Origin of the sequence: Leifsonia sp. LS1 (assembly GCF_020521355.1) — a bacterium.
In the GTDB taxonomy this organism is placed as follows: Bacteria; Actinomycetota; Actinomycetes; order Actinomycetales; family Microbacteriaceae; genus Leifsonia.
The window spans coordinates 1-17158 of sequence record NZ_BPER01000008.1 but is presented as its reverse complement, the minus strand read 5'-3'; the positions used below and the strand labels follow the sequence as shown (position 1 = coordinate 17158).

The following is a 17158-nucleotide window of genomic DNA, read 5'->3' as shown; positions in this document are numbered from 1 at the left end:
TCCCACGGTCCCGCCCGCCGCGCGTGTCCGGGTAGCATCCTCGAAAGGGGGAGCAGCACATGGACGACGAGACGCTGACGCGGACGGCACTGCTCCAGTCGTCGTCCGACGCGGCCACGCGCGTGTTCAGCACCATCCTGACCCGCAGCCCGATCAGCCGCATCGACGTCGCCCGCCTCACGGGGCTGTCGCAGGCCGCCGTGACGAAGGCGGTCGCACCCCTGGTCGCCGCGGGGCTCCTCGACGACTCGCTCGACCCGACCATCACCGGGCTGCCTGGCCGCCCGGTCAGTCCGGTCGCCGTCGTGCCCGACGCCGTGGTGGCGCTCGGCGTGAAGGTCAACGCGGAGGAGCTCATCGGTGTCGCCACCGACCTGACGAACCGCACCATCGCCTCCCGCCGGGTGTCACTCACCTCGCACGAGCCGGCCGCGGTCGTCGACGCCATCGTCGGCCTGTGCGGGAGCCTCCGCGACGCGATCGGCGGGCTCGGCTCCCGGCTCGCCGCGATCGGCGTGGCCGTCTCCGGCGACGTCGACACCGCGTCCGGGGTCGTCCGCGACTCCGCCCTCATGGGCTGGCGGGGCGTCCCGCTCGGCACCGAGCTCGCAGAGCGCCTCGGACAGACCGTCGTGGTGGAGAACGACGTGCGCGCCCTCACCATCGGCGAGCACTGGTTCGGTGTCGGTCTCGGCACCGGGTCCTTCGCCATCGTCACGATCGGCCGCGGCATCGGCAGCGGACTCCACCTCAACGGGGAGGTCGTCGAGGGCGCCTACGGCGTGGCCAGTGAGATCGGTCACCTGCCGCTCGCCGCACCGGATCGCGTCTGCGCCTGCGGCCGCCGCGGCTGTGTGGAGGCGGTCGCGGCGACGAGCGCGATCGTCGCCGCCGTCTCCGCCGCTCACGGCCGCGACATCCCGATCGAGGAGGCCGTCGATCTCGGCCGCGCGGGCGACCCGGCGGCCGTCCGGGCGTTCGCCGAGGCGGGGCACGTCATCGGCGCGGCGATCGCCAGCCTCGTCAACCTCGTCGGCCCCGAGCTGGTCATCATCGGCGGCGAGGGCGTGGCGAACTTCGACCTCCTCGAGACCTCCCTCCGGGCTGCCTATGCGGAGCACGTCTTCGCCTCCGCCGACCGCTGTCGCATCGCGGTGCGGCCGCACACCTTCGAGGACTGGGCGCGCGGGGCAGCTGCGTCGGCGATCCGGGCGCTGGTGGTCTAGGGGTCATCCAGCGCCCGGTCGTGGGTGGGCGGCGTCGCCTGTGCCGCTACGCCGTGTGCCGCTGCACGAACTCCAGCGCCTCGTCGGCGACCTCGCGCCAACCCGAGTCGATGATGAGCGAGTGGCCACGGCCCGGGATGACGACGAGTTCGGTGACGCCGGGATTCTTCTGCTGGATGCGGTACTCGTTCTCGACGACGGACTGCGGCACCGTGTGGTCGTCGGCGCCCGCGATCAGGAGCAGCGGGCCGCGGTCGTGGTTCTCGGTGTCGACCTTCGTCTCGGCGAACGGGTTGAAGTTCGCCGTGGCGGCCTGGAAGATCGGCACGCTGGAGGCCGGGACGTGGAACGTCTCATACAGTTCGCGTCCTTCCTCCTCCGAGAGGGCGTTCGTCCAGCCGTAGGCGAACTGCTCGTAAGTGAGCGTGACCCCGTGCTTGGTGTGGTCGAAGCGCAGCAGGGCCGGGGCGCCGGCCTTGAGCGCGGACGCCGGCAGCGCCGTCACGCCTTTGAACTGCGCGGGGTCGATCGCGACGGTCACCGCGTTCCTCGACTCCCCGGCCAGCTTCTGCGCGATCAGCCCGCCGAAGCTGTGGCCGATGACGACCGGCGCCTGGTCGAGCGCGTCGATGGCCTCCGCGTAGTGGTCGGTCACCTGCCGCACCATCTTGCCCGCGAACGCGTCGGGGTCGGCCTTGGCCTGCTCCACCGTCTCGGGGTCGTCGGGCCAGCCGGGCGCGAGCGTCGCGAACCCCTGGTCCTCGAACAGGTCCCGCCACCGCTGCCAGCTGCTCGAGAGCAGCCACAGTCCGTGGACGAAGACGACGGGCGTGCGCCCGCTGGCGTTGGCGGCGTCGACTTCGGCGCGCTCGGTCGTGGTCAAGGGCATGATGCGACTCCGTTCGTGGATGGGACAGGGGTGGGCGCCCAGTGGATCGGTGCGCCTGCGCGAACGGTATCGGGTGGGGAGGGGCTGTGGGGAGGGGTGATGTCGGCGAGCGGACGGCGACCGACCCCCACGAGCCGGCCGCCGCCGTTCGGTTCAGCCGCGCACGACGGTCCAGGCCAGGTGCGCGAGCTTCGCCATCGTCACGACGACGAGGCACACGCATCGGAGGACCTTCTCCGCGTCGACCGTGCGCTTGCCGTTCTCGGCAGACACATGGTCTCCTTCCTGCACGCGGGAGCAGGGAGGAAGCCGGCTGACCGGGAGACCCAGTCATATGCCATACGTGAACTGCTGAGGTAAACCGTTTGCCTTTCCCCGCCGATCCTTAGCCCCGCAGCGCCTCCCGCACCGCGGCGACCTCCGCCTCTGTCGCCCCGCCGGACCGCAGGTACCCTGCGGCGTCGCCGTGATTCGCCTCCACCCAATCGAGGGCTGCCGTGATGGCCGAGGCCGGGGCCTTCGTCGCGAGGGTCTCGAGGCGGGGGACGAGGGGGATGCCGAGCTGGGTGATGAGGCCGGTCAGGGCGTCGGCGAAGGCGCCGGCGAGGTTGGCCTGGGTGAGCTCGTAGTCGGCGACGATCGCGGCGCGCTCGGCGCCCGCGACGGCGAGCAGGAGGGCGGCGGCGAGCCCGGTGCGATCCTTGCCGGCGGTGCAATGGAAGAGGACGCCGGGGCGCTCCGTGCCGGTTGCGCCGGCGACGATGCGGGCGATCCGGGCGAACTGCGGGGCGCTGCTCCGGAGGATGGCGACGTACAGGTCCTCGAGGGTGGGGATCTGCTGGACGAGCGCGGCGAGCTGCTGGTCGTCGAGCGCCGCCTGGCCGTCGGAGGGCAGCAACTGCCTGACCAGCTCGTCCATCGCGCCGCCGAGGATCGGGAGCTCCACGAGCTCGACATCGTGGCCCGCCGGGAGTACATCGGGTGCGCGTCGGCGCTCGCCGTCGGTGCGCAGATCGATGACGGTGCCGATGCGGAGGTCGAGCACGCCCTGGGTGCCGGTCGGGGTCAGCGTCGCGAGAGCGTCGGAGCGGACGAGGCGACCGGGGATCACGGTCGCGCCGCTGTCGAGGTCCGTTCCGCCGAGGTCGCGCGCGTTGTGTGTGCCGTCGAGCACCGATGTCAGCTCCATGCATCCTCCAGGTCGGCTTCGATGACGAGGCTATCGGCTGCGACCCCGTGGCCGAAGCCCCCCGTCGGGGCGCTGATGTCGCCGGGATTCGATGGCTGACCAGCGATTCAGGGCCGCCGCACGTGGGATGTGACCAAAGGTGTATTCACTTCGCCATTCGATCGCGGTTAGCGTTTTGGTGCGCGCCATTGGGGGATAGCGCTGGCGGTGGCGGGCAACGGGGGTTCCTGCCACCGCCGCTCCTGTTAAGGCGGGCTGTCGCAGGGCAGGCCGAGCCGGAGGGGCTAGCTGAGCAGCCCCAGCCGTGCAGCCTTGCGCACCGCGTCGATGCGGGAGGTCGCACCGAGCTTCTCGTACATGTTCGTGGTGTGCCGTTTGACCGTGCCCTCGGCGATCGAAAGCATCGTCGCGATGTCGCGGTTGGAGTACGCCTGCGCGATCATCCGGAGCACCTCCTGCTCGCGGACGGTGAGGATGGTCGCACCGATCTCGTCGTCCGCCGTGATGTCGCCGGGCACGCCGAGCGGCGGCGTGGCGCGGGCGATGACCGCGATCAGCTGCTCGCTGTCGACATTCTTGGTGACGAACTCCGCCGCTCCTGCCCGGAGCAGCTGGCGTTCGAGCACGGCGTCGCTGTGCATCGTCAGGATCACGATGGCCGTCTCCGGATGGTGGCGGCGCAGGCGCGAGACAGTCTGCTCGGCGGCCACGCCCGGGATCTCGACGTCGAGGAGCAGCACGTCGGGTGCGTGGACCGCGACGAGCTGCCAGGCGTCGTCGCTGGTACCGCCCTCCCCGACGATGTCGAAGCGGCCTTCGATGAGGGCACGGATGCCCTGGCGGAACACGCTGTGGTCGTCGATGAGGACGACGGTTCGCGACGTGTCGGTCATGGATTCGGTGTGCCTCTCGGAATCGTCAGGCTGAGGGTGGTCCCGGTGCCCAGGCCCGGGACGATGTCGAGGTCGGCGCCGATCAGCTCGGCCCGTTCCTGTGCGATGACCAGGCCGAGCGCCCCGGAGCGCACGGTCTCGTGCGCGAAGCCGCGCCCGTTGTCGATCACGGCGATGGTGAGGCTGCGGCGGTCCCAGTGCGAGTGGACGCGGATCTTCTCGGCGTGCGAGTGCCGGCGCGCGTTGTGGACGGCCTCCCGGATGATGATGAACGCTTCCTCCTGCACACCCGTCGACAGCCGGTATGGCGTGCCGACGACGGTGGTGACGACCGGCGGCCCGGAGTCGTCGAGGTCGTCGACATAGTCGCGGATGGCCTCGTCGAGCATCTTCTCCCCGACGGCGTGCCGCAGGTCGAGGGCGATGGCGCGGGTCTCGTCGAGCGCGGCTCCGAAGAGGTCGAGGCCCTCGCGCAGCTGCGGGTTCGCGTCGATGGCCATGCCGCCGAGCTCCACCCGCTGCAGTCCGGCGGCGATGCTGTGGGCGACACGGTCGTGCAGCTCGCGGGAGATGCTGAGCCGTTCCTCGCTGTGCGCGACCGCGAGCCGCTCGAGCAGCACATTGACGTAGCCGACGGAGGCCGGCACCACGGCGCTCATGATCGACGCGTTGAGGGCGCGGGCGAGCTCGCCGACGTCGACGTCGATGTCCGGATCCGCGCTGATGCAGGAGAGGGCGACGTCGAAGAGTTCGGTGGCGGCGATGAGGCTGTCGACGGGGTGGATGTTCTGCCGTGCCCGGGTCTCGCCGACACCGGAGCCGTGGCGCGGGGGTGCGGAGAAGCGGGCCATGCCGTCCGGCCGTCCGAGACGGTCGACGGTGCGGTCGAGGATCCAGTCGACCTGGGCCGCGAGCTGCTCGCTCACCTCCGGGTCGGCGGTCAGCGAGCTCTCCGAGGCGCGGAGGCGGTCCAGCAGGATCCGCAGGATGCGGTCGCGCAGCGCGGTGCCCTGGTCATCGCCTATCGTCATCGAGCTCATCCCCCCGTCGCGACCACGATCGCCGCGATGTTCAGAGCGTACTGGCCGACCATGAAGGTCCGGTAGGGACGCTTCTGCCGGCGCCGGTCGCCGCCACGAGCCTGGACGATCGCGAGGATCACGAGCGGGCCGGCGATCCCGAGCGCGAGCAGGGTCCGGAGGTTGTCGACCACGACGGCGCACACGAGCGCCGCGACCGAGACCACGCCGGTCCCGGCGGCGACCAGCAGCCGGGCGCGACCCTCGCCGAGAGCGACGGGCAGCGTGCGGCGTCCGGCGGAGGCGTCTCCGGCGACGTCTCCGAAGTCCTTGGTGTGGCCGACGACGGCGATCCACGCCGCGCCGAACAGGGCGAAGACGTATGTCGACGGCGGCACCGACCCCGTGGCCACGTGCGCGGCGGCGACGTAGGTGAGGAACGTGCCGGCGGCGGCCACACCGAGCGCGGCGGCCCCGATGTTCTTGGCCGCCCACGGGCCGAGGGAGTACAGCAGCCCGAGCGCGATGAACGCCACGACGGCGGCCAGGAACGGAATGTCGATCAGCGTCCCGATCAGCAGAGACACCGTGAGCAGCGTCACGACGAAGCCCACGGCGAAGCGCATGCTCAGCCGGCCCGTCGCGAGCGGGCGGGCGGACCCGTTGAGCCGGTCGCCCTCCACGTCGCTGATCCCGTTGACGAGGTAGACGCCCCACACGGCCAGCAGCCAGGAGACGCCCGCGGCCCACAGCAGCGGCTCCGACCAGTCGGCCCCCGCGATCAGCGCGCTCCCGACGATGAACCGCAGCGCGAAGACGCCGATGACGACCGGTCGGCCCTCCTGGAACGCCAATCGGACCTGCGTCGCGCTGTTCGGGTGCGCGCGCCGGCGTGGTCGCGCCACACTGGTCATGCCCCGATTGTCGAGGCCGCCTCACCATTTGGCAGCGCTGCGGGACTACAACGAAAGTCACATCTCTGAGAGCGCGATCATCCGTGCCCCCGCGCGGTCAGGGCCTCGCGGTCCCGACGACGAACAGCCTCCGGAACGGGAACAGCGTCGCTCCGGAGACGGTCGGATACGCCGCACTCAACCGGGGGCGCAGCTCCTCGACGAACTCGTCCGCTCGCGCACCGAGAGCGGCCAGGTAGGGCCGCAGGCGTGTGCCGGAGAGCCAGCCCAGTACCGCGTCCTCGCCGTGCAGGACGTGCTGGTAGGTGGTCTCCCAGGCTTCCACACGGTGTCCGCCGTCGAGGAACACGTCGACGTAGTCGCGCATCGTGCCCACGCGGAGGATCGCGGAGCCGGCGCCGGCGAGGGCGTCCGCCCAGCGCGGTTCCGCGGCGAGCTCGCGCACCAGCACCTGCGAGGCGGAGTCCTCGTTGCCGGGAACCTGCACGGCGATCGTCGCGCCGGGTCGCAGCCGGGTGAGCCACCCGCGTATCAGCTCGCGGTGGGTCGGGACCCACTGGAGCGCGGCATTGCTCACGACGAGGTCCACGTCCGGATCGGGCTCCCAGCCCTCGATCGCCTGCTCCTGGAAGGCGAGGCGGGGATGCTCTGCCGCGAGCGGGCCGGTCGCGGCCAGCATGTCGGGGGAGGAGTCGATCCCCAGCACGTCGGCGTCCGGCCAGCGGTCGGCGAGGGTCGCGGTGAGCTCTCCGGTGCCGCACCCGAGGTCGACGATCCGGCTGGGCGTGAGCCCGTCCAGCCGCGAGGTCAGGTCGAGGAACGGGCGCGCCCGCTCCTCGGCGAACGCCCGATACCGTTCAGGATCCCAGCGCACCACATGTGCATCGTACGTCGGCCCGTCCACGGAATCGAGCGCGATCGCTTCCTCACGAACCGCGCCGCACGCTTCATCGCCGTCGGCACGGAGCGGCCACTGCATCCACACGCCGTTCCTGCCGTTCGCAGCTGCCGGGCGAGCACTACCCGCCTCGCACCCCGTCGGAGCGGACAGCTCGGGAGACGGCGCGATTCCTGAGCGAAACCCGCTGATCGGCACGTCGGGTCTCGCCCGGAGCCGCTCAGCGCGGTAGCGTGGCCCGACACGAGGGGGACTCGCCTATCGGGGCGACTCGTCTGGTTCGATTTCCAGAGTCCTCCACTCAGACCCGCACCGACATCGCGGGAGGCGACCGCATGGGCATCGCGACGGCCGCGCGCAAAGCAGGCGTCGTGCTCGTCGATTACGCCTATGCGGCCGGAGAACAGCTCCGCGGGATGCTCGACCGCCGCCGGCCTCGCCGAGCGCTCGCGACACCCGGAGGGCCAGACCGCCTGCCGGTGCTGCTCCTGCCCGGTGTCTACGAGACCTGGCGGTTCCTGCGGCCGCTGGCCCGCCACCTGGCCGGCCGGGGACACGACGTGCATGTCGTCGACGGCCTGCGCTGGAACATCGCGTCGGTCGAGGACGGCGCGCGCGAGGTCGCCCGCTTCCTCGTCGCGAGCGGGATCCCGCGCGTCGCCATCGTCGCCCACAGCAAAGGCGGCCTCATCGCGAAGCGCGTGCTCGAGCTGGAGAGCGAGCGGATCGCGGTCGTGCTCGCCATCGCGACACCGTTCGCCGGGTCGCCGCTGGCGCGCCTCCTCCCGCTGGCGGGCGTCCGGGCGCTCGGACCGGCGGGAGCGGACATCGTCGGACTGGCCGCGCGCCCCGCCGCGAACGATCGCATCGTCTCGATCGCGCCCTGGTTCGACCCGCACATCCCCGGGGGCAGCGAGCTCGCCGGCGCCCGGTCCGTCCGGCTGCGGACCGGAGGCCACTTCCGCATCCTCTCGAGCCGCGAGCTGTTCCTGGTCGTCGACGAGGAGCTCGCGCGCACGTCCCGGCGGCCTCCGGCCGCGACCTGAGAGAACCCGAACACCCTACGGCGCGGTTCGCCGGTCGCGTCCAGAGACGCACGCCTAAGCTCGATCGGGTCGGGGGCCGGTCAGCGCCGGGTGAACGCACCAACGGGGTGGACGCGGAAGGAGCGGGATGGCCACGGGCAGACCAGCGCGCCATCGAGTCGACGCCGGCACGGAGCGATCGCCGGAGCGCGTCTCCGGCAGGCGGCGAGCAGAGCCGGTCCGATCCGGGCGCCGGGTCGAGCGGGCAGCGGAGCGTCGTGCCCTCCGCCGGGTCGCCGGCCGGCAGACCGGCCGGGCCGCCGCGTTCACCGCGTCGGCCGCCGCGCTCGCGCTCATCGGCGTGGTCGCCGTCGTCCCGCCGGCGGACGCCGCCTCCTCGGGCACCGCCCTGCTCGACGCGGCACTGCGCGCGGACTCCTCCAGCGCCAACGCGTCGTCGGGCGGCCAGCATCTCGCGCTCGCCCGCTTCGCGGCCTCCACCGTCAGCCGCGACACCCCCGTCGCCTCGGCTCTGGCCGGGGTGGTGCAGTCCGAGGGCGGCGCGGCGGGTGATCTGGCCGCCTCGGCGATCATGGATGCGCTGGCCGCCGGAGGCGCCCGTGCCGCCATCGTGAACACCGCGCTCTCCTACCTCGGCACGCCGTACGTCCTGGGCGGTGCATCCCACTCCGGCATCGACTGCTCGGGGCTCGTGATGGTCGCGTATGCCGCTGCCGGAATATCCCTCGGGCACCTCGTCCACCTGCAGGACGACGCCGGGACCGTCATCCCCGAATCGGAGGCCGAGCCGGGCGACCTGGTCGTGTTCGACGACGAAGAGCACATCGGCATCTACCTCGGACACGGCACCCTCATCCACGCCCCCGACGTCGGCCGTGACGTGTCCATCACGACCGTCTGGCAGGGCGTCCCGCACCACTTCACCCGCATCCTGCCCGGCTGATCCGACCTGATCCCGCGGCGTCGACGCGTCGCGACACGAACGGAGGAACGATGTCCGCCCGCACCGTCCGCGCCCTCTGGGCGGTCGTCCCCTTCGCGCTCGTCGTCGCGGTCGTCGCCTTCGCGCTGGTGGGCGCGCCGGGCATCGACCACGGCCTCGCCACCACGAAGGTCCCCACCCACTCCGTGCTGACGCGTCGCGACTGGGTCGACATCGCCGTCGGATCCCTCTTCGTGATCGTCGCCGTCGGCATCGCCGGTCGGCTCCTGCTGAGGCGCAGGGCCACCTCGGCCGGGGCGACGACCGCCGCTCCTCCCGGTCTCGACTGAGACGCGCACCGTGATCCCGTGCGGCGGATCACCCCGCGACGGCGCGGGATCCCGGTGGTAGGTTCGTGATCCGGTGATCTGTGCGGGAGGTCGCCGGGATCGCACGACGCCCGCGCGGAGGTAGGGGACATGAAGCGCAGGGGAGAATCGGACGGCGGCGCGATGGCGACCCCGGGGCCGGGCGCAGCGGAAGGCGGCACGCGGTGGGGCGCGCTGGGCCGCATCAACCCATTCACCTTCGGACTGGTCGGCGCCCTGGGCGTGCTGCTCGCCCTGTTGATCGGCGCGATGATCGGCCAGCTCTCGACCGTGCTCGTCTACATCGGGCTGGCGCTCTTCCTGGCCCTCGGGCTCGACCCGATCGTCTCGTTCATCGAGCGCAAGCTGCCGCGCGGCGCGGCGATCAGCATCGTGGTGGCCGTCGTGATCATCGTCTTCGCGGGCATCATCCTGGCGATCGTGCCCGTGCTCGTGCAGCAGATCTCGCACCTCGTCCAGACCCTGCCGACCACGATCGACGACATCACCAAGAGCGGCTGGTACAAAGACGTCACCCGCCAGTACGGCGACAGCATCCAGCAGGGCCTCGACGGCGTGCTGAAGTTCTTCAAGGACCCGGGCAACCTCGCGACGATCGGCGGCGGCCTCATCGCGGTCGGTGCCGGGATCGCCGGCGGACTCACCGGCGTGACGATCGTGCTGATCCTGACGCTCTACTTCATGGCGTCGCTGCGTTCGATCAAGCGCATCGCCGCCCGCTTCGTGCCCGAGTACCGCCGCGAGCGGTTCTCCGAGCTCGTGGACGACGTCTCCGGAGCCGTCGGCCGCTATGTCATCGGCCAGGCGAGTCTGGCGCTCATCAACGGAATCCTGAGCCTCATCTTCCTGACGATCATCGGAGCGCCGATGCCGGCGCTGCTCGCCCTCATCGCCTTCCTCGGCTCGCTCATCCCACTCGTCGGAACCCTCATCGGCGCGATCGTCAACTCGTTGATCTGCCTGCTCGCCTCGCCGCTCACCGCGCTCGTCGCGTTCATCTACTACCTCGTGTACATGCAGGTGGAGGCGTACATCATCAGCCCGCGCATCATGAACAAGGCCGTCGCCGTCCCGGGCGCCATCGTCGTGATCGCGGCCGTCGGAGGCGGCACCATCGGCGGGATCCTCGGAGCGCTCGTGGCCATCCCGGTCGCGGCAAGCGCGATCATCATCATCCAGAAGGTCGTCTTCCCGGCGCAGGACCGCAAGACCGTGCCGCCGAAGGTGCCCGCCGCGTAGCCCCGTCCGCCTGGACGCCGCCGACCCGCCTGCACAGGGGTCGCGAACCGCCGGAATAGGCGCGGCAGAACGGCAGAATGCGACCCCGCTGTGCGCGCTGTTTGCCGTTTCGGCAACTTTGTCCGACATTTGGACATTTGCGTTAGCGTTGTCGGCATGCCCCGCCTCGCACCCAGCGTCCCGCTCTCCGAACGCATCGCCCTGCAGCTCCGGCAACGGATAGCGGTCGGCGAGTTCCCGGTCGGAAGCCGCCTGCCCACCGAGGTCGAGCTGGCCGAGGAGTTCGACGTCAGCCGCGGCTGCGTGCGGGAGGCCGTGCGGTCGCTCGTGCACGCCGGGATGCTCGGTGCCCGCGCGGGTTACGGCACGTTCGTCGTCGCGACCAGCGACCTTGCGCCCGCCCTCGCCCGCCGCCTCGAGCACGACCGGCTCGCCGACGTGCTGGAGGTGCGCCTTCTGCTCGAGCGCGAGGGCGCCCGGCTCGCCGCGCTCCGTGCCACTCCGGGGCAGCGCGAGGTGCTCGCGGCCGCGCTCGCCGGCCGTGCGGCCGCACTCGCCACCGGGGACGCGCCGGCGTACGCCGAGGCCGATCGCCGGTTCCACCGCGCGGTCTTCGAGGCCTCCGGAAACGTGCTCCTCGCCGAGCTCTACCGCGGCGCAGGGGGCAACGACCAGGCGCTCCTCCACCTGGACTCGCCCGACGTCGACCTGGCGGCGCTCGCCGACGACATCGCCCGCATCGACGAGACGCACGCCGAACTGGTCGCGGCGATCGACGCACGCGACCCGGAGGCCGCGGCGCTGGCCGCCGAGCGGATGGTGCACGCCGCCCACGAGCAGGCCGGGTTCGAACCCGCGGCCCCGGAACACGACACCGAGCCGGTCGCGCCCGGCCACGCACAGGAGAACGCCCGATGAGCACAGAGACCCGACCCACGCCGGCCCAGGCCGCGCCCGCGACACCCGCCCGCCGCACGTCGGCCGCCGGCACCGACGGCCTCCGCCCCCTCCGCCCGGCCCTCGTGATCGCCGGGCTGCTGCTGGTCGCGGGCAACCTCCGTGCGGGCATCACGACCGTCGGCCCCGTGCTCGCCGAGCTGCAGCACGACCTCGGGCTGTCGTCGCTGACCGCGTCCATCCTGATCAGCCTGCCGTTGCTCGCCTTCGCGTTCGTGTCGCCCGTCGCGCCTGCTTTCGCCCGTCGGCTCGGCCTGGAGCGCGCGTTGGGCGCCGCCCTGGCCGGCCTGGCGGTCGGACTGGTGGTGCGGTCGCTGCCCGGCCTGCCGCTGCTGTGGATCGGGACCGCCCTCCTCGGCATCGCCATCGCCGTCCTGAACGTCGTGCTCCCGGCCCTGGTCAAGCGCGACTTCCCGACGCGCATCGGCCAGGTCACGGGCGCGTACTCGGCCGTTCAGGCGTCGTTCGCCGCTCTCGCCGCCGGCGCCGCCGTGCCCGTCGCCGCGCTGACGGCGTGGGGCTGGCGCCTCCCGCTCGGGATGTGGGCGGGTCTCGCGCTCATCGCGCTCGCGGTGATGCTGCCCCAGTTCCGTCGCCGCACGGTCGTGCCGCCCGCGGAAGACGACCTGACCCTCGACGACCTGCGTCACCCGCACACGGGCGCGACGGCGGCGGTGCCCGTCGCAGCGACCGCCGCCCCCACTCCGGCCACGGGCCGGTCTCCGTGGGGCACGGCGCTGGGCTGGCAGGTCACCGCGTTCATGGGCCTGCAGTCCGTCGGCTTCTACGTCTTCATCACGTGGCTGCCGTCCATCGAGGGCTCGGCCGGGGTGGACGCGGCGGCGGCCGGGGTGCATCAGCTGCTCCTCAATGCCTTCGGCATCGGCGGGAGTCTGCTCGCATCCACGCTCATCCCGCGGTTCCGCGACCAGCGTCTTCTCGCGGTCGCCGGTCCCTCCCTCTTCGCCCTCGCCGCGCTCGGTGTGCTGCTTGCGCCGCAGCTCGGCGGGGTGTGGGCGAGCATGGCCGGCCTGGCGGGAGGCTCGAGCATCGTCCTCGCGCTGTCGTTCTTCGGGCTCCGCACCGGCAACCACCACCAGGCCGCCGCACTGTCCGGGATGGCCCAGTCGGTCGGCTACGTGCTCGCCGCCGCGGGGCCGGTCGCCGCCGGAGCGCTGCACGACGCGACCGGGTCATGGACGCCGGCGCTCGCCGTCCTGGTGGGGCTGCTCGCCGTGCTCGCCGTGTTCGGCTACCTCGCCGGGCGGGCGCGTGTGATCGGCGAGTGACCGGAGCGTCAGGCCGGCGGGGCCGCCGCAGCCTCCAGTTCGCGCAGCGTCCCGGAGGTGAGCTTGTCGAGCGACTGATGCATGCCCGCGTAGGCGAAGACCGACATCAGGCTCCTGCGCCAGCCGTGCTCGGTGATCGTGAGCTCGGTGAGGCCGCGGACGTCGCGGAACTCCACGACCGTGCGGATGCCCTGGGTGAAGCCGTCGGGGAGCTGGTCGTCGGGGAGCGGTGTGCCGTCCTCATCCGTGATGCTCTGCGTGAACTCGAGCCGCTCGTGCGGAACGATCGCTGAGTAGACGCCGCCGGTGAAGCTCACGGCCCCGCCCTGATACTCGGGCGCTCGCATCCCGAAGACATACGCACCGCCCACGCGGAGGTCGATCGTCGCCGACTCGGAGGTGTAGTCCTCCGGGCCCCACCACTCGGTCACCAGCTCGGGGTCCGTCCACAGTCGCCACACGGTCGCCACGGGAGCGTCGAGGATTCGGCGCACCACCACGTTCGTGGTCTCGTCATTCGTCATCTGCTGTCTTCCTGTCTCGTGTCGTGTCGAGGTAGGCGGCCATCCGGTCGAGGCGCGCGTTCCACTGACGGCTCCGCTCGGCGAGCCAGGCCTCGACGTCGCCGATGGCCCGGGCGTCGAGGCGGTAGATGCGTTGCTGCGCGCGCTTCTCCACCAGCACCAGCCCGGACTCGCGGAGCACCTTGAGGTGCTGCGAGATCGCGGAGGCGCTGCTCGGGAAGGCGCCCGAGATGTCGCCGGCCGCGAGCTCGCCCCGGCGTGCCAGCAGGTCGACGATGGTCGATCGGGTCGGATCGGCCAGGGCGGCGAAGGCGGCGGTCGGAGCGGGGTTCACGGTCCTCAAATTACAGCAATCGCTTAATTAACACAATACTGAATTACAAGTGCCGGAGTGCGCGCGTCGGTTCGCGGGCTTCCGCGTCATGATCCCCGGTCCGCCGGGTCTCTCGGGCATGACAGCGTCCGTGCACCATCTCCGTTCCTTCCGGCCGCCGACCGGCGTCGCCGCCGTCGCGGCTGTGCTCGACGAGCTAGTCCGGATGCTCGAGCACCACGGCCTCACGGTGTGGGCCGACGAGCTCGGCGACGCCACGCGCGCGTTGCGGGCGGGGCGGGCCGAAGGCCGATCCCGCGTCCGGGCCCTGCTGGACGACCCGGACGGGCCGCGCATCGTCGGCCTCGGCTTCGGCTCGCCGGCCGCCATCACACGGTGGGTGTCGCTCTGCGACCGGCTGAACGAGCTGCTCGACCCCGACGACGTCGCCGCGCGAGGGGCCCCCGCGGGAGCGGAATCCCGTAGGCTCTGCTCACCATGAGCGAGGGCCCGTCCATCCAGGAGCCGGCGCCGGCGGGCTTCGGCTTCCGTCGCCGGTCGGCCGGTGACGCCGTGGAGACGTGGGATGTCACGCTCGACGGCGTCGGGTTCGCCCGCCACCGCCACGAGACCTACGGCATCGGAGTGACACTCTCCGGCGTCCAGCGCTTCTTCTATCGGGGCGAGCATCACGCGGGTCTGGCCGGGGAGTGGCACATCCTCCACCCCGGCGAGCTGCACGACGGCATGCCGGGGGACGCCGCCGGGATCGCCTACCGAATCTTCTACGTCGACCCGGCCGCGATCCGCGAGGCGGGCGGGGTGCGCGCGCTGCCCTTCGTCCGCGACCCGATCGCCCGGCCCGGGATGTTGCCCCTCCCGAGCCCCGCCGCCGTCGCCCGCTGGTCGTCGCCGGACGACGACCTCCAGGAGGCGGAGATCGTCGGAGCGCTCGCTCGGATGCTCGTCACCGCCTCGGACGGCCCGTCGCCGACACGCCCGCGGCATGTGGACCTCCCGGCCGTGCTGCGGGTCGCCCATGCTCTGCGCGACGCTCCCGCCGGCGACTGGGACGCGGCCCGGCTCGAAGCCCTCTCCGGACTCAGCCGGTGGGAGCTCGCCCGCCAGTTCTCCGCCGCACTCGGCACCTCGCCGAGCCGCTACCGCTCGGCCAGCCGGGTGCGCGCCGCCCGCCGTCTGCTCGCCGACGGGCGCTCGCTCGCCGACACCGCCACGGCCGCCGGCTTCAGCGACCAGGCCCACCTCACCCGCGTGTTCCGCGAGACCCACGGCGTCACCCCGGGCCGCTGGCGCTCCGCGCAGCACGCGCCCCGGAACCCGGTGATTCCGGAGCGCTCCCGCGCTCGGGCGTAGATCTCCGGTTCTGTCCTGAACGGGCGGCGTGTCGGTGCGGAACTCCGTACCGACGGCGGCCCGTCAGCGACCCGGCGCGCGCGCCGTCAGCGCGGTGACCACCGCGGCCATATCGTCGGAGGCGCGACCCGAGGCGGCGGTCTCCGCGAACAGCTCCCGGCAGACCGCGATCAGGGGATGGGCGGAGCCCGCATCCAGGGCGGCGTCCTCGATGAGAGTCGCGTTCTTGAGGACGTCGCCGATGGCGGCCTGGGGTGAGAAGTCGCCGTCGACCAGCTTCGCGGACTTGACCCGGGAGACCGCGGAGGCCATCGGGCCGGCATCCAGCACCTCCCGGAGCACGCGGGTGTCGGCGCCGACGACGTCGGCGAAGTGGAACGCCTCGGCGAGGCCGGTGACCATCGTGATGAGGAAGGTGTTGACCGCGAGCTTCATCGTGAGGGCGGCGGGCACGGGACCGCAGGCGAAGCGCTGGGCGCACATCGCGTCGACGAGGGGCGCGATCTCGGCGAGGGCGTCGTCCGGGCCGGCGAGCATGGCGACGAGCGTGCCCTCGACCGCCGGCCCCCGCGAGCCGGAGACCGGCGCCTCCACATAGCTGCCGCCCGCCGCGGCGATGTCGGCGGACAGCGCGCGGGAGTAGGCCGGCGTGACCGTGCCCATCTGCACGACGACATGGCCGGCCACCCGCTCCGGGAACACGTCCCCGTTCCGGTCCAGGGTGGCGTCGATGGCGGCCTCCGTGGCCAGCATGAGGATGACGACACGGCAGCGGGCGAAGAGGTCGCCGGGGTCGCGGGCGACGGCCGCGCCGAGGGCGGCCAGCTCGGCTGCAGGGCCGTCCGAGCGGTTCCAGACGACGAGGTCCGTGCCGGCGGCGCGCAGATTGGCGGCCATCGGTCGGCCCATGATGCCGAGCCCGGCGAATCCGACGGGGGAGGGCGAAGGATGCATCCCCCCAGCATCGCCGGTGCCGCGTCGAAGCGTCTTGAACGGATGTGCGCGGAGGGCGATGGCCGGGTGGGGCTATCGTGGAGGCGCCACAACCCCGTCTTGTGTCTGGAGTCCGATGCGCGCACCCGATCCGGAGAGTCTCCGCCTGCTCGTCGGCGTCGCCGCGACCGGGAGCGTTTCCGGGGCGGCGCGTGCGGCAGGCCTGTCGCAGCAGGCGGCCTCCGCGCGCATGGCGGCACTCGAGCGCGACCTCGGCGTCCCGCTCCTGACCCGCACGTCCCACGGCACCGAGCCGACCGAGGCGGGCGCGCTCGTGGTCGAATGGGCGGGCGAACTGCTCGCCGCCGTCGACCGGTTCACGTCGGCGGCCTCCGCGCTGCGCCCGCCCGGCCGGGGGAGCGTGCGCGTCGCCGCCAGCATGACGATCGCCGAACAGCTCGCACCCGGCTGGATCACGGGCCTGCGCGCCGCCGAGCCCGGAGTCCGGATCGAGCTCACCGCCGCCAACAGCGTCGCCGTGGTGGAGGCGGTGCGCAGCGGCGCGGCCGACCTCGGCTTCGTCGAGACCCCCGATCTCCCCTCCGGGCTCGAGCACCGCACGATCGCGACCGACGAGCTCGTCGTCGTGGTCGGGCAGGGGCACCCGTGGGCGCGCCGCCGCACGGGGGTGACGGCGGCGGAGCTGGCGGCCGCGCCGCTCGTCGCCCGCGAGAGCGGTTCGGGAACGCGGCTCGCCCTCGAGCGCGCGCTCGCCGACGCCGGTCTCGCGCCCGCCGAACCCGCCCTGGAGCTGTCGACGACTACCGCCATCCGCTCCACGGTCGCTGCCGGAGCGGGGCCGGCGGCGTTGAGCATCCTCGCGGTCCGCGAGCAGCTGGCCGACGGCTCGCTCGTGCAGGTGCGGGTGCGCGACCTGCGCGTGCTCCGCCCGCTCACCGCGATCTGGCGCGGTGGGGCGGAGCCGTCGAGCGCTGCCGCCGCTCGCCTCCTCCGCCTCGCGTCCCGCTGAGCGCGCCTCGAGGTTCACGTCGTCGCGCTCATTCCGCGCGAATGACGGCAACGACGTGAACCTCGCCAGACCCGAAACGTGCAGGGGCGCCGCATCCCGCCCGAGGGATGCGGC

The 17158-nt window shown here is 72.5% G+C and carries 19 protein-coding genes; 10 read left to right on the top strand and 9 right to left on the bottom strand.

The features are described 5' to 3' along the window. Positions 1 to 59: 59 nt before the first annotated feature. Positions 60 to 1226 (top strand): ROK family protein, encoded by a 1167-nt coding sequence (locus LLS1_RS14545; RefSeq protein ID WP_226656616.1) that lies wholly within the window; start codon positions 60 to 62, stop codon positions 1224 to 1226. 46 nt (positions 1227 to 1272) lie between these two features. Here the strand turns inward: LLS1_RS14545 and LLS1_RS14540 are convergent, their stop codons facing one another. From LLS1_RS14540 to LLS1_RS14515, 6 genes are all read right to left on the bottom strand, one after another. Then, positions 1273 to 2115 (bottom strand): alpha/beta hydrolase, encoded by an 843-nt coding sequence (locus tag LLS1_RS14540; protein ID WP_226656614.1) that lies wholly within the window; start codon positions 2113 to 2115, stop codon positions 1273 to 1275. Between the two features lie 385 nt (positions 2116 to 2500). Beyond that, the gene (locus LLS1_RS14535; protein WP_226656612.1) at positions 2501 to 3304 is read right to left on the bottom strand and encodes a tyrosine-protein phosphatase; all 804 of its coding nucleotides are present in this window, start codon (positions 3302 to 3304) and stop codon (positions 2501 to 2503) included. A gap of 284 nt (positions 3305 to 3588) precedes the next feature. Further along, on the bottom strand, positions 3589 to 4197 hold the full coding sequence (locus LLS1_RS14530; protein ID WP_223359121.1) for a response regulator transcription factor: 609 nt from the start codon (positions 4195 to 4197) through the stop codon (positions 3589 to 3591). Beyond that, positions 4194 to 5228 carry a sensor histidine kinase gene (locus LLS1_RS14525; protein ID WP_223359122.1) on the bottom strand — a complete coding sequence of 345 codons (1035 nt, stop codon included), beginning with the start codon at positions 5226 to 5228 and terminating at the stop codon, positions 4194 to 4196. The genes LLS1_RS14530 and LLS1_RS14525 overlap by 4 nt, the downstream gene beginning before the upstream one ends. Positions 5229 to 5233: 5 nt before the next feature. Continuing rightward, positions 5234 to 6130, bottom strand: coding sequence for a UbiA family prenyltransferase (locus LLS1_RS14520; protein ID WP_223359123.1), 897 nt, complete (start codon positions 6128 to 6130; stop codon positions 5234 to 5236). Positions 6131 to 6227: 97 nt separating this feature from the next. Continuing rightward, positions 6228 to 7007, bottom strand: coding sequence for a methyltransferase domain-containing protein (locus LLS1_RS14515; RefSeq protein ID WP_226656610.1), 780 nt, complete (start codon positions 7005 to 7007; stop codon positions 6228 to 6230). A 356-nt stretch (positions 7008 to 7363) separates the two neighbouring features. On the opposite strand from LLS1_RS14515, the gene LLS1_RS14510 reads away from it, so the two are divergent. From LLS1_RS14510 to LLS1_RS14485, 6 genes are all read left to right on the top strand, one after another. Then, positions 7364 to 8074, top strand: coding sequence for a triacylglycerol lipase (locus LLS1_RS14510; protein WP_226656608.1), 711 nt, complete (start codon positions 7364 to 7366; stop codon positions 8072 to 8074). Positions 8075 to 8201: 127 nt separating this feature from the next. Next, positions 8202 to 9017: a C40 family peptidase gene (locus LLS1_RS14505; RefSeq protein ID WP_226656601.1), complete on the top strand. Its 816-nt coding sequence runs from the start codon at positions 8202 to 8204 to the stop codon at positions 9015 to 9017. A 50-nt stretch (positions 9018 to 9067) separates the two neighbouring features. After that, entirely contained in the window at positions 9068 to 9346 is a 279-nt protein-coding gene (locus LLS1_RS14500; protein WP_226656600.1) for a hypothetical protein, read from the top strand. A gap of 129 nt (positions 9347 to 9475) precedes the next feature. Continuing rightward, complete coding sequence (locus LLS1_RS14495) at positions 9476 to 10624, top strand: AI-2E family transporter (RefSeq protein ID WP_226656598.1); 1149 nt, start codon at positions 9476 to 9478, stop codon at positions 10622 to 10624. A 156-nt stretch (positions 10625 to 10780) separates the two neighbouring features. Continuing rightward, positions 10781 to 11542 carry a FadR/GntR family transcriptional regulator gene (locus LLS1_RS14490; RefSeq protein ID WP_226656596.1) on the top strand — a complete coding sequence of 254 codons (762 nt, stop codon included), beginning with the start codon at positions 10781 to 10783 and terminating at the stop codon, positions 11540 to 11542. Continuing rightward, positions 11539 to 12870: an MFS transporter gene (locus LLS1_RS14485; protein WP_226656594.1), complete on the top strand. Its 1332-nt coding sequence runs from the start codon at positions 11539 to 11541 to the stop codon at positions 12868 to 12870. Before LLS1_RS14490 ends, LLS1_RS14485 begins: the two co-directional genes overlap by 4 nt. An 8-nt stretch (positions 12871 to 12878) precedes the next feature. On the opposite strand, the gene LLS1_RS14480 is transcribed toward LLS1_RS14485, so the two are convergent. Then, complete coding sequence (locus LLS1_RS14480; RefSeq protein WP_226656592.1) at positions 12879 to 13394, bottom strand: SRPBCC domain-containing protein; 516 nt, start codon at positions 13392 to 13394, stop codon at positions 12879 to 12881. Then, complete coding sequence (locus LLS1_RS14475) at positions 13384 to 13728, bottom strand: helix-turn-helix transcriptional regulator (protein WP_223359133.1); 345 nt, start codon at positions 13726 to 13728, stop codon at positions 13384 to 13386. The genes LLS1_RS14480 and LLS1_RS14475 overlap by 11 nt, the downstream gene beginning before the upstream one ends. 118 nt (positions 13729 to 13846) lie before the next feature. Here LLS1_RS14475 and LLS1_RS14470 point away from each other — a divergent pair, with 118 nt between their 5' ends. Both LLS1_RS14470 and LLS1_RS14465 read left to right on the top strand, forming a co-directional pair. Continuing rightward, positions 13847 to 14209: a hypothetical protein gene (locus LLS1_RS14470; protein ID WP_226656590.1), complete on the top strand. Its 363-nt coding sequence runs from the start codon at positions 13847 to 13849 to the stop codon at positions 14207 to 14209. Beyond that, positions 14206 to 15081: an AraC family transcriptional regulator gene (locus tag LLS1_RS14465; RefSeq protein WP_226656589.1), complete on the top strand. Its 876-nt coding sequence runs from the start codon at positions 14206 to 14208 to the stop codon at positions 15079 to 15081. The genes LLS1_RS14470 and LLS1_RS14465 overlap by 4 nt, the downstream gene beginning before the upstream one ends. 63 nt (positions 15082 to 15144) lie before the next feature. On the opposite strand, the gene LLS1_RS14460 is transcribed toward LLS1_RS14465, so the two are convergent. Further along, a complete protein-coding gene (locus LLS1_RS14460) occupies positions 15145 to 16035 on the bottom strand; it encodes an NAD(P)-dependent oxidoreductase (RefSeq protein WP_226656587.1) in 891 nt (296 codons plus the stop codon). Between the two features lie 115 nt (positions 16036 to 16150). On the opposite strand from LLS1_RS14460, the gene LLS1_RS14455 reads away from it, so the two are divergent. Then, entirely contained in the window at positions 16151 to 17044 is an 894-nt protein-coding gene (locus LLS1_RS14455) for a LysR family transcriptional regulator (RefSeq protein WP_226656585.1), read from the top strand. Positions 17045 to 17158: the final 114 nt, after the last annotated feature.

Coding starts and splice junctions, on each gene's coding strand:
- LLS1_RS14495 (WP_226656598.1), top strand. CDS start 9,476: ATGAAGCGCAGGGGAGAATCGGACGGCGGCGCGATGGCGACCCCGGGG.
- LLS1_RS14500 (WP_226656600.1), top strand. CDS start 9,068: ATGTCCGCCCGCACCGTCCGCGCCCTCTGGGCGGTCGTCCCCTTCGCG.
- LLS1_RS14525 (WP_223359122.1), bottom strand. CDS start 5,228: ATGACGATAGGCGATGACCAGGGCACCGCGCTGCGCGACCGCATCCTG.
- LLS1_RS14535 (WP_226656612.1), bottom strand. CDS start 3,304: ATGGAGCTGACATCGGTGCTCGACGGCACACACAACGCGCGCGACCTC.
- LLS1_RS14505 (WP_226656601.1), top strand. CDS start 8,202: ATGGCCACGGGCAGACCAGCGCGCCATCGAGTCGACGCCGGCACGGAG.
- LLS1_RS14480 (WP_226656592.1), bottom strand. CDS start 13,394: ATGACGAATGACGAGACCACGAACGTGGTGGTGCGCCGAATCCTCGAC.
- LLS1_RS14540 (WP_226656614.1), bottom strand. CDS start 2,115: ATGCCCTTGACCACGACCGAGCGCGCCGAAGTCGACGCCGCCAACGCC.
- LLS1_RS14465 (WP_226656589.1), top strand. CDS start 14,206: ATGAGCGAGGGCCCGTCCATCCAGGAGCCGGCGCCGGCGGGCTTCGGC.
- LLS1_RS14510 (WP_226656608.1), top strand. CDS start 7,364: ATGGGCATCGCGACGGCCGCGCGCAAAGCAGGCGTCGTGCTCGTCGAT.
- LLS1_RS14455 (WP_226656585.1), top strand. CDS start 16,151: ATGCGCGCACCCGATCCGGAGAGTCTCCGCCTGCTCGTCGGCGTCGCC.
- LLS1_RS14490 (WP_226656596.1), top strand. CDS start 10,781: ATGCCCCGCCTCGCACCCAGCGTCCCGCTCTCCGAACGCATCGCCCTG.
- LLS1_RS14460 (WP_226656587.1), bottom strand. CDS start 16,035: ATGCATCCTTCGCCCTCCCCCGTCGGATTCGCCGGGCTCGGCATCATG.
- LLS1_RS14530 (WP_223359121.1), bottom strand. CDS start 4,197: ATGACCGACACGTCGCGAACCGTCGTCCTCATCGACGACCACAGCGTG.
- LLS1_RS14485 (WP_226656594.1), top strand. CDS start 11,539: ATGAGCACAGAGACCCGACCCACGCCGGCCCAGGCCGCGCCCGCGACA.
- LLS1_RS14545 (WP_226656616.1), top strand. CDS start 60: ATGGACGACGAGACGCTGACGCGGACGGCACTGCTCCAGTCGTCGTCC.
- LLS1_RS14470 (WP_226656590.1), top strand. CDS start 13,847: ATGACAGCGTCCGTGCACCATCTCCGTTCCTTCCGGCCGCCGACCGGC.
- LLS1_RS14520 (WP_223359123.1), bottom strand. CDS start 6,130: ATGACCAGTGTGGCGCGACCACGCCGGCGCGCGCACCCGAACAGCGCG.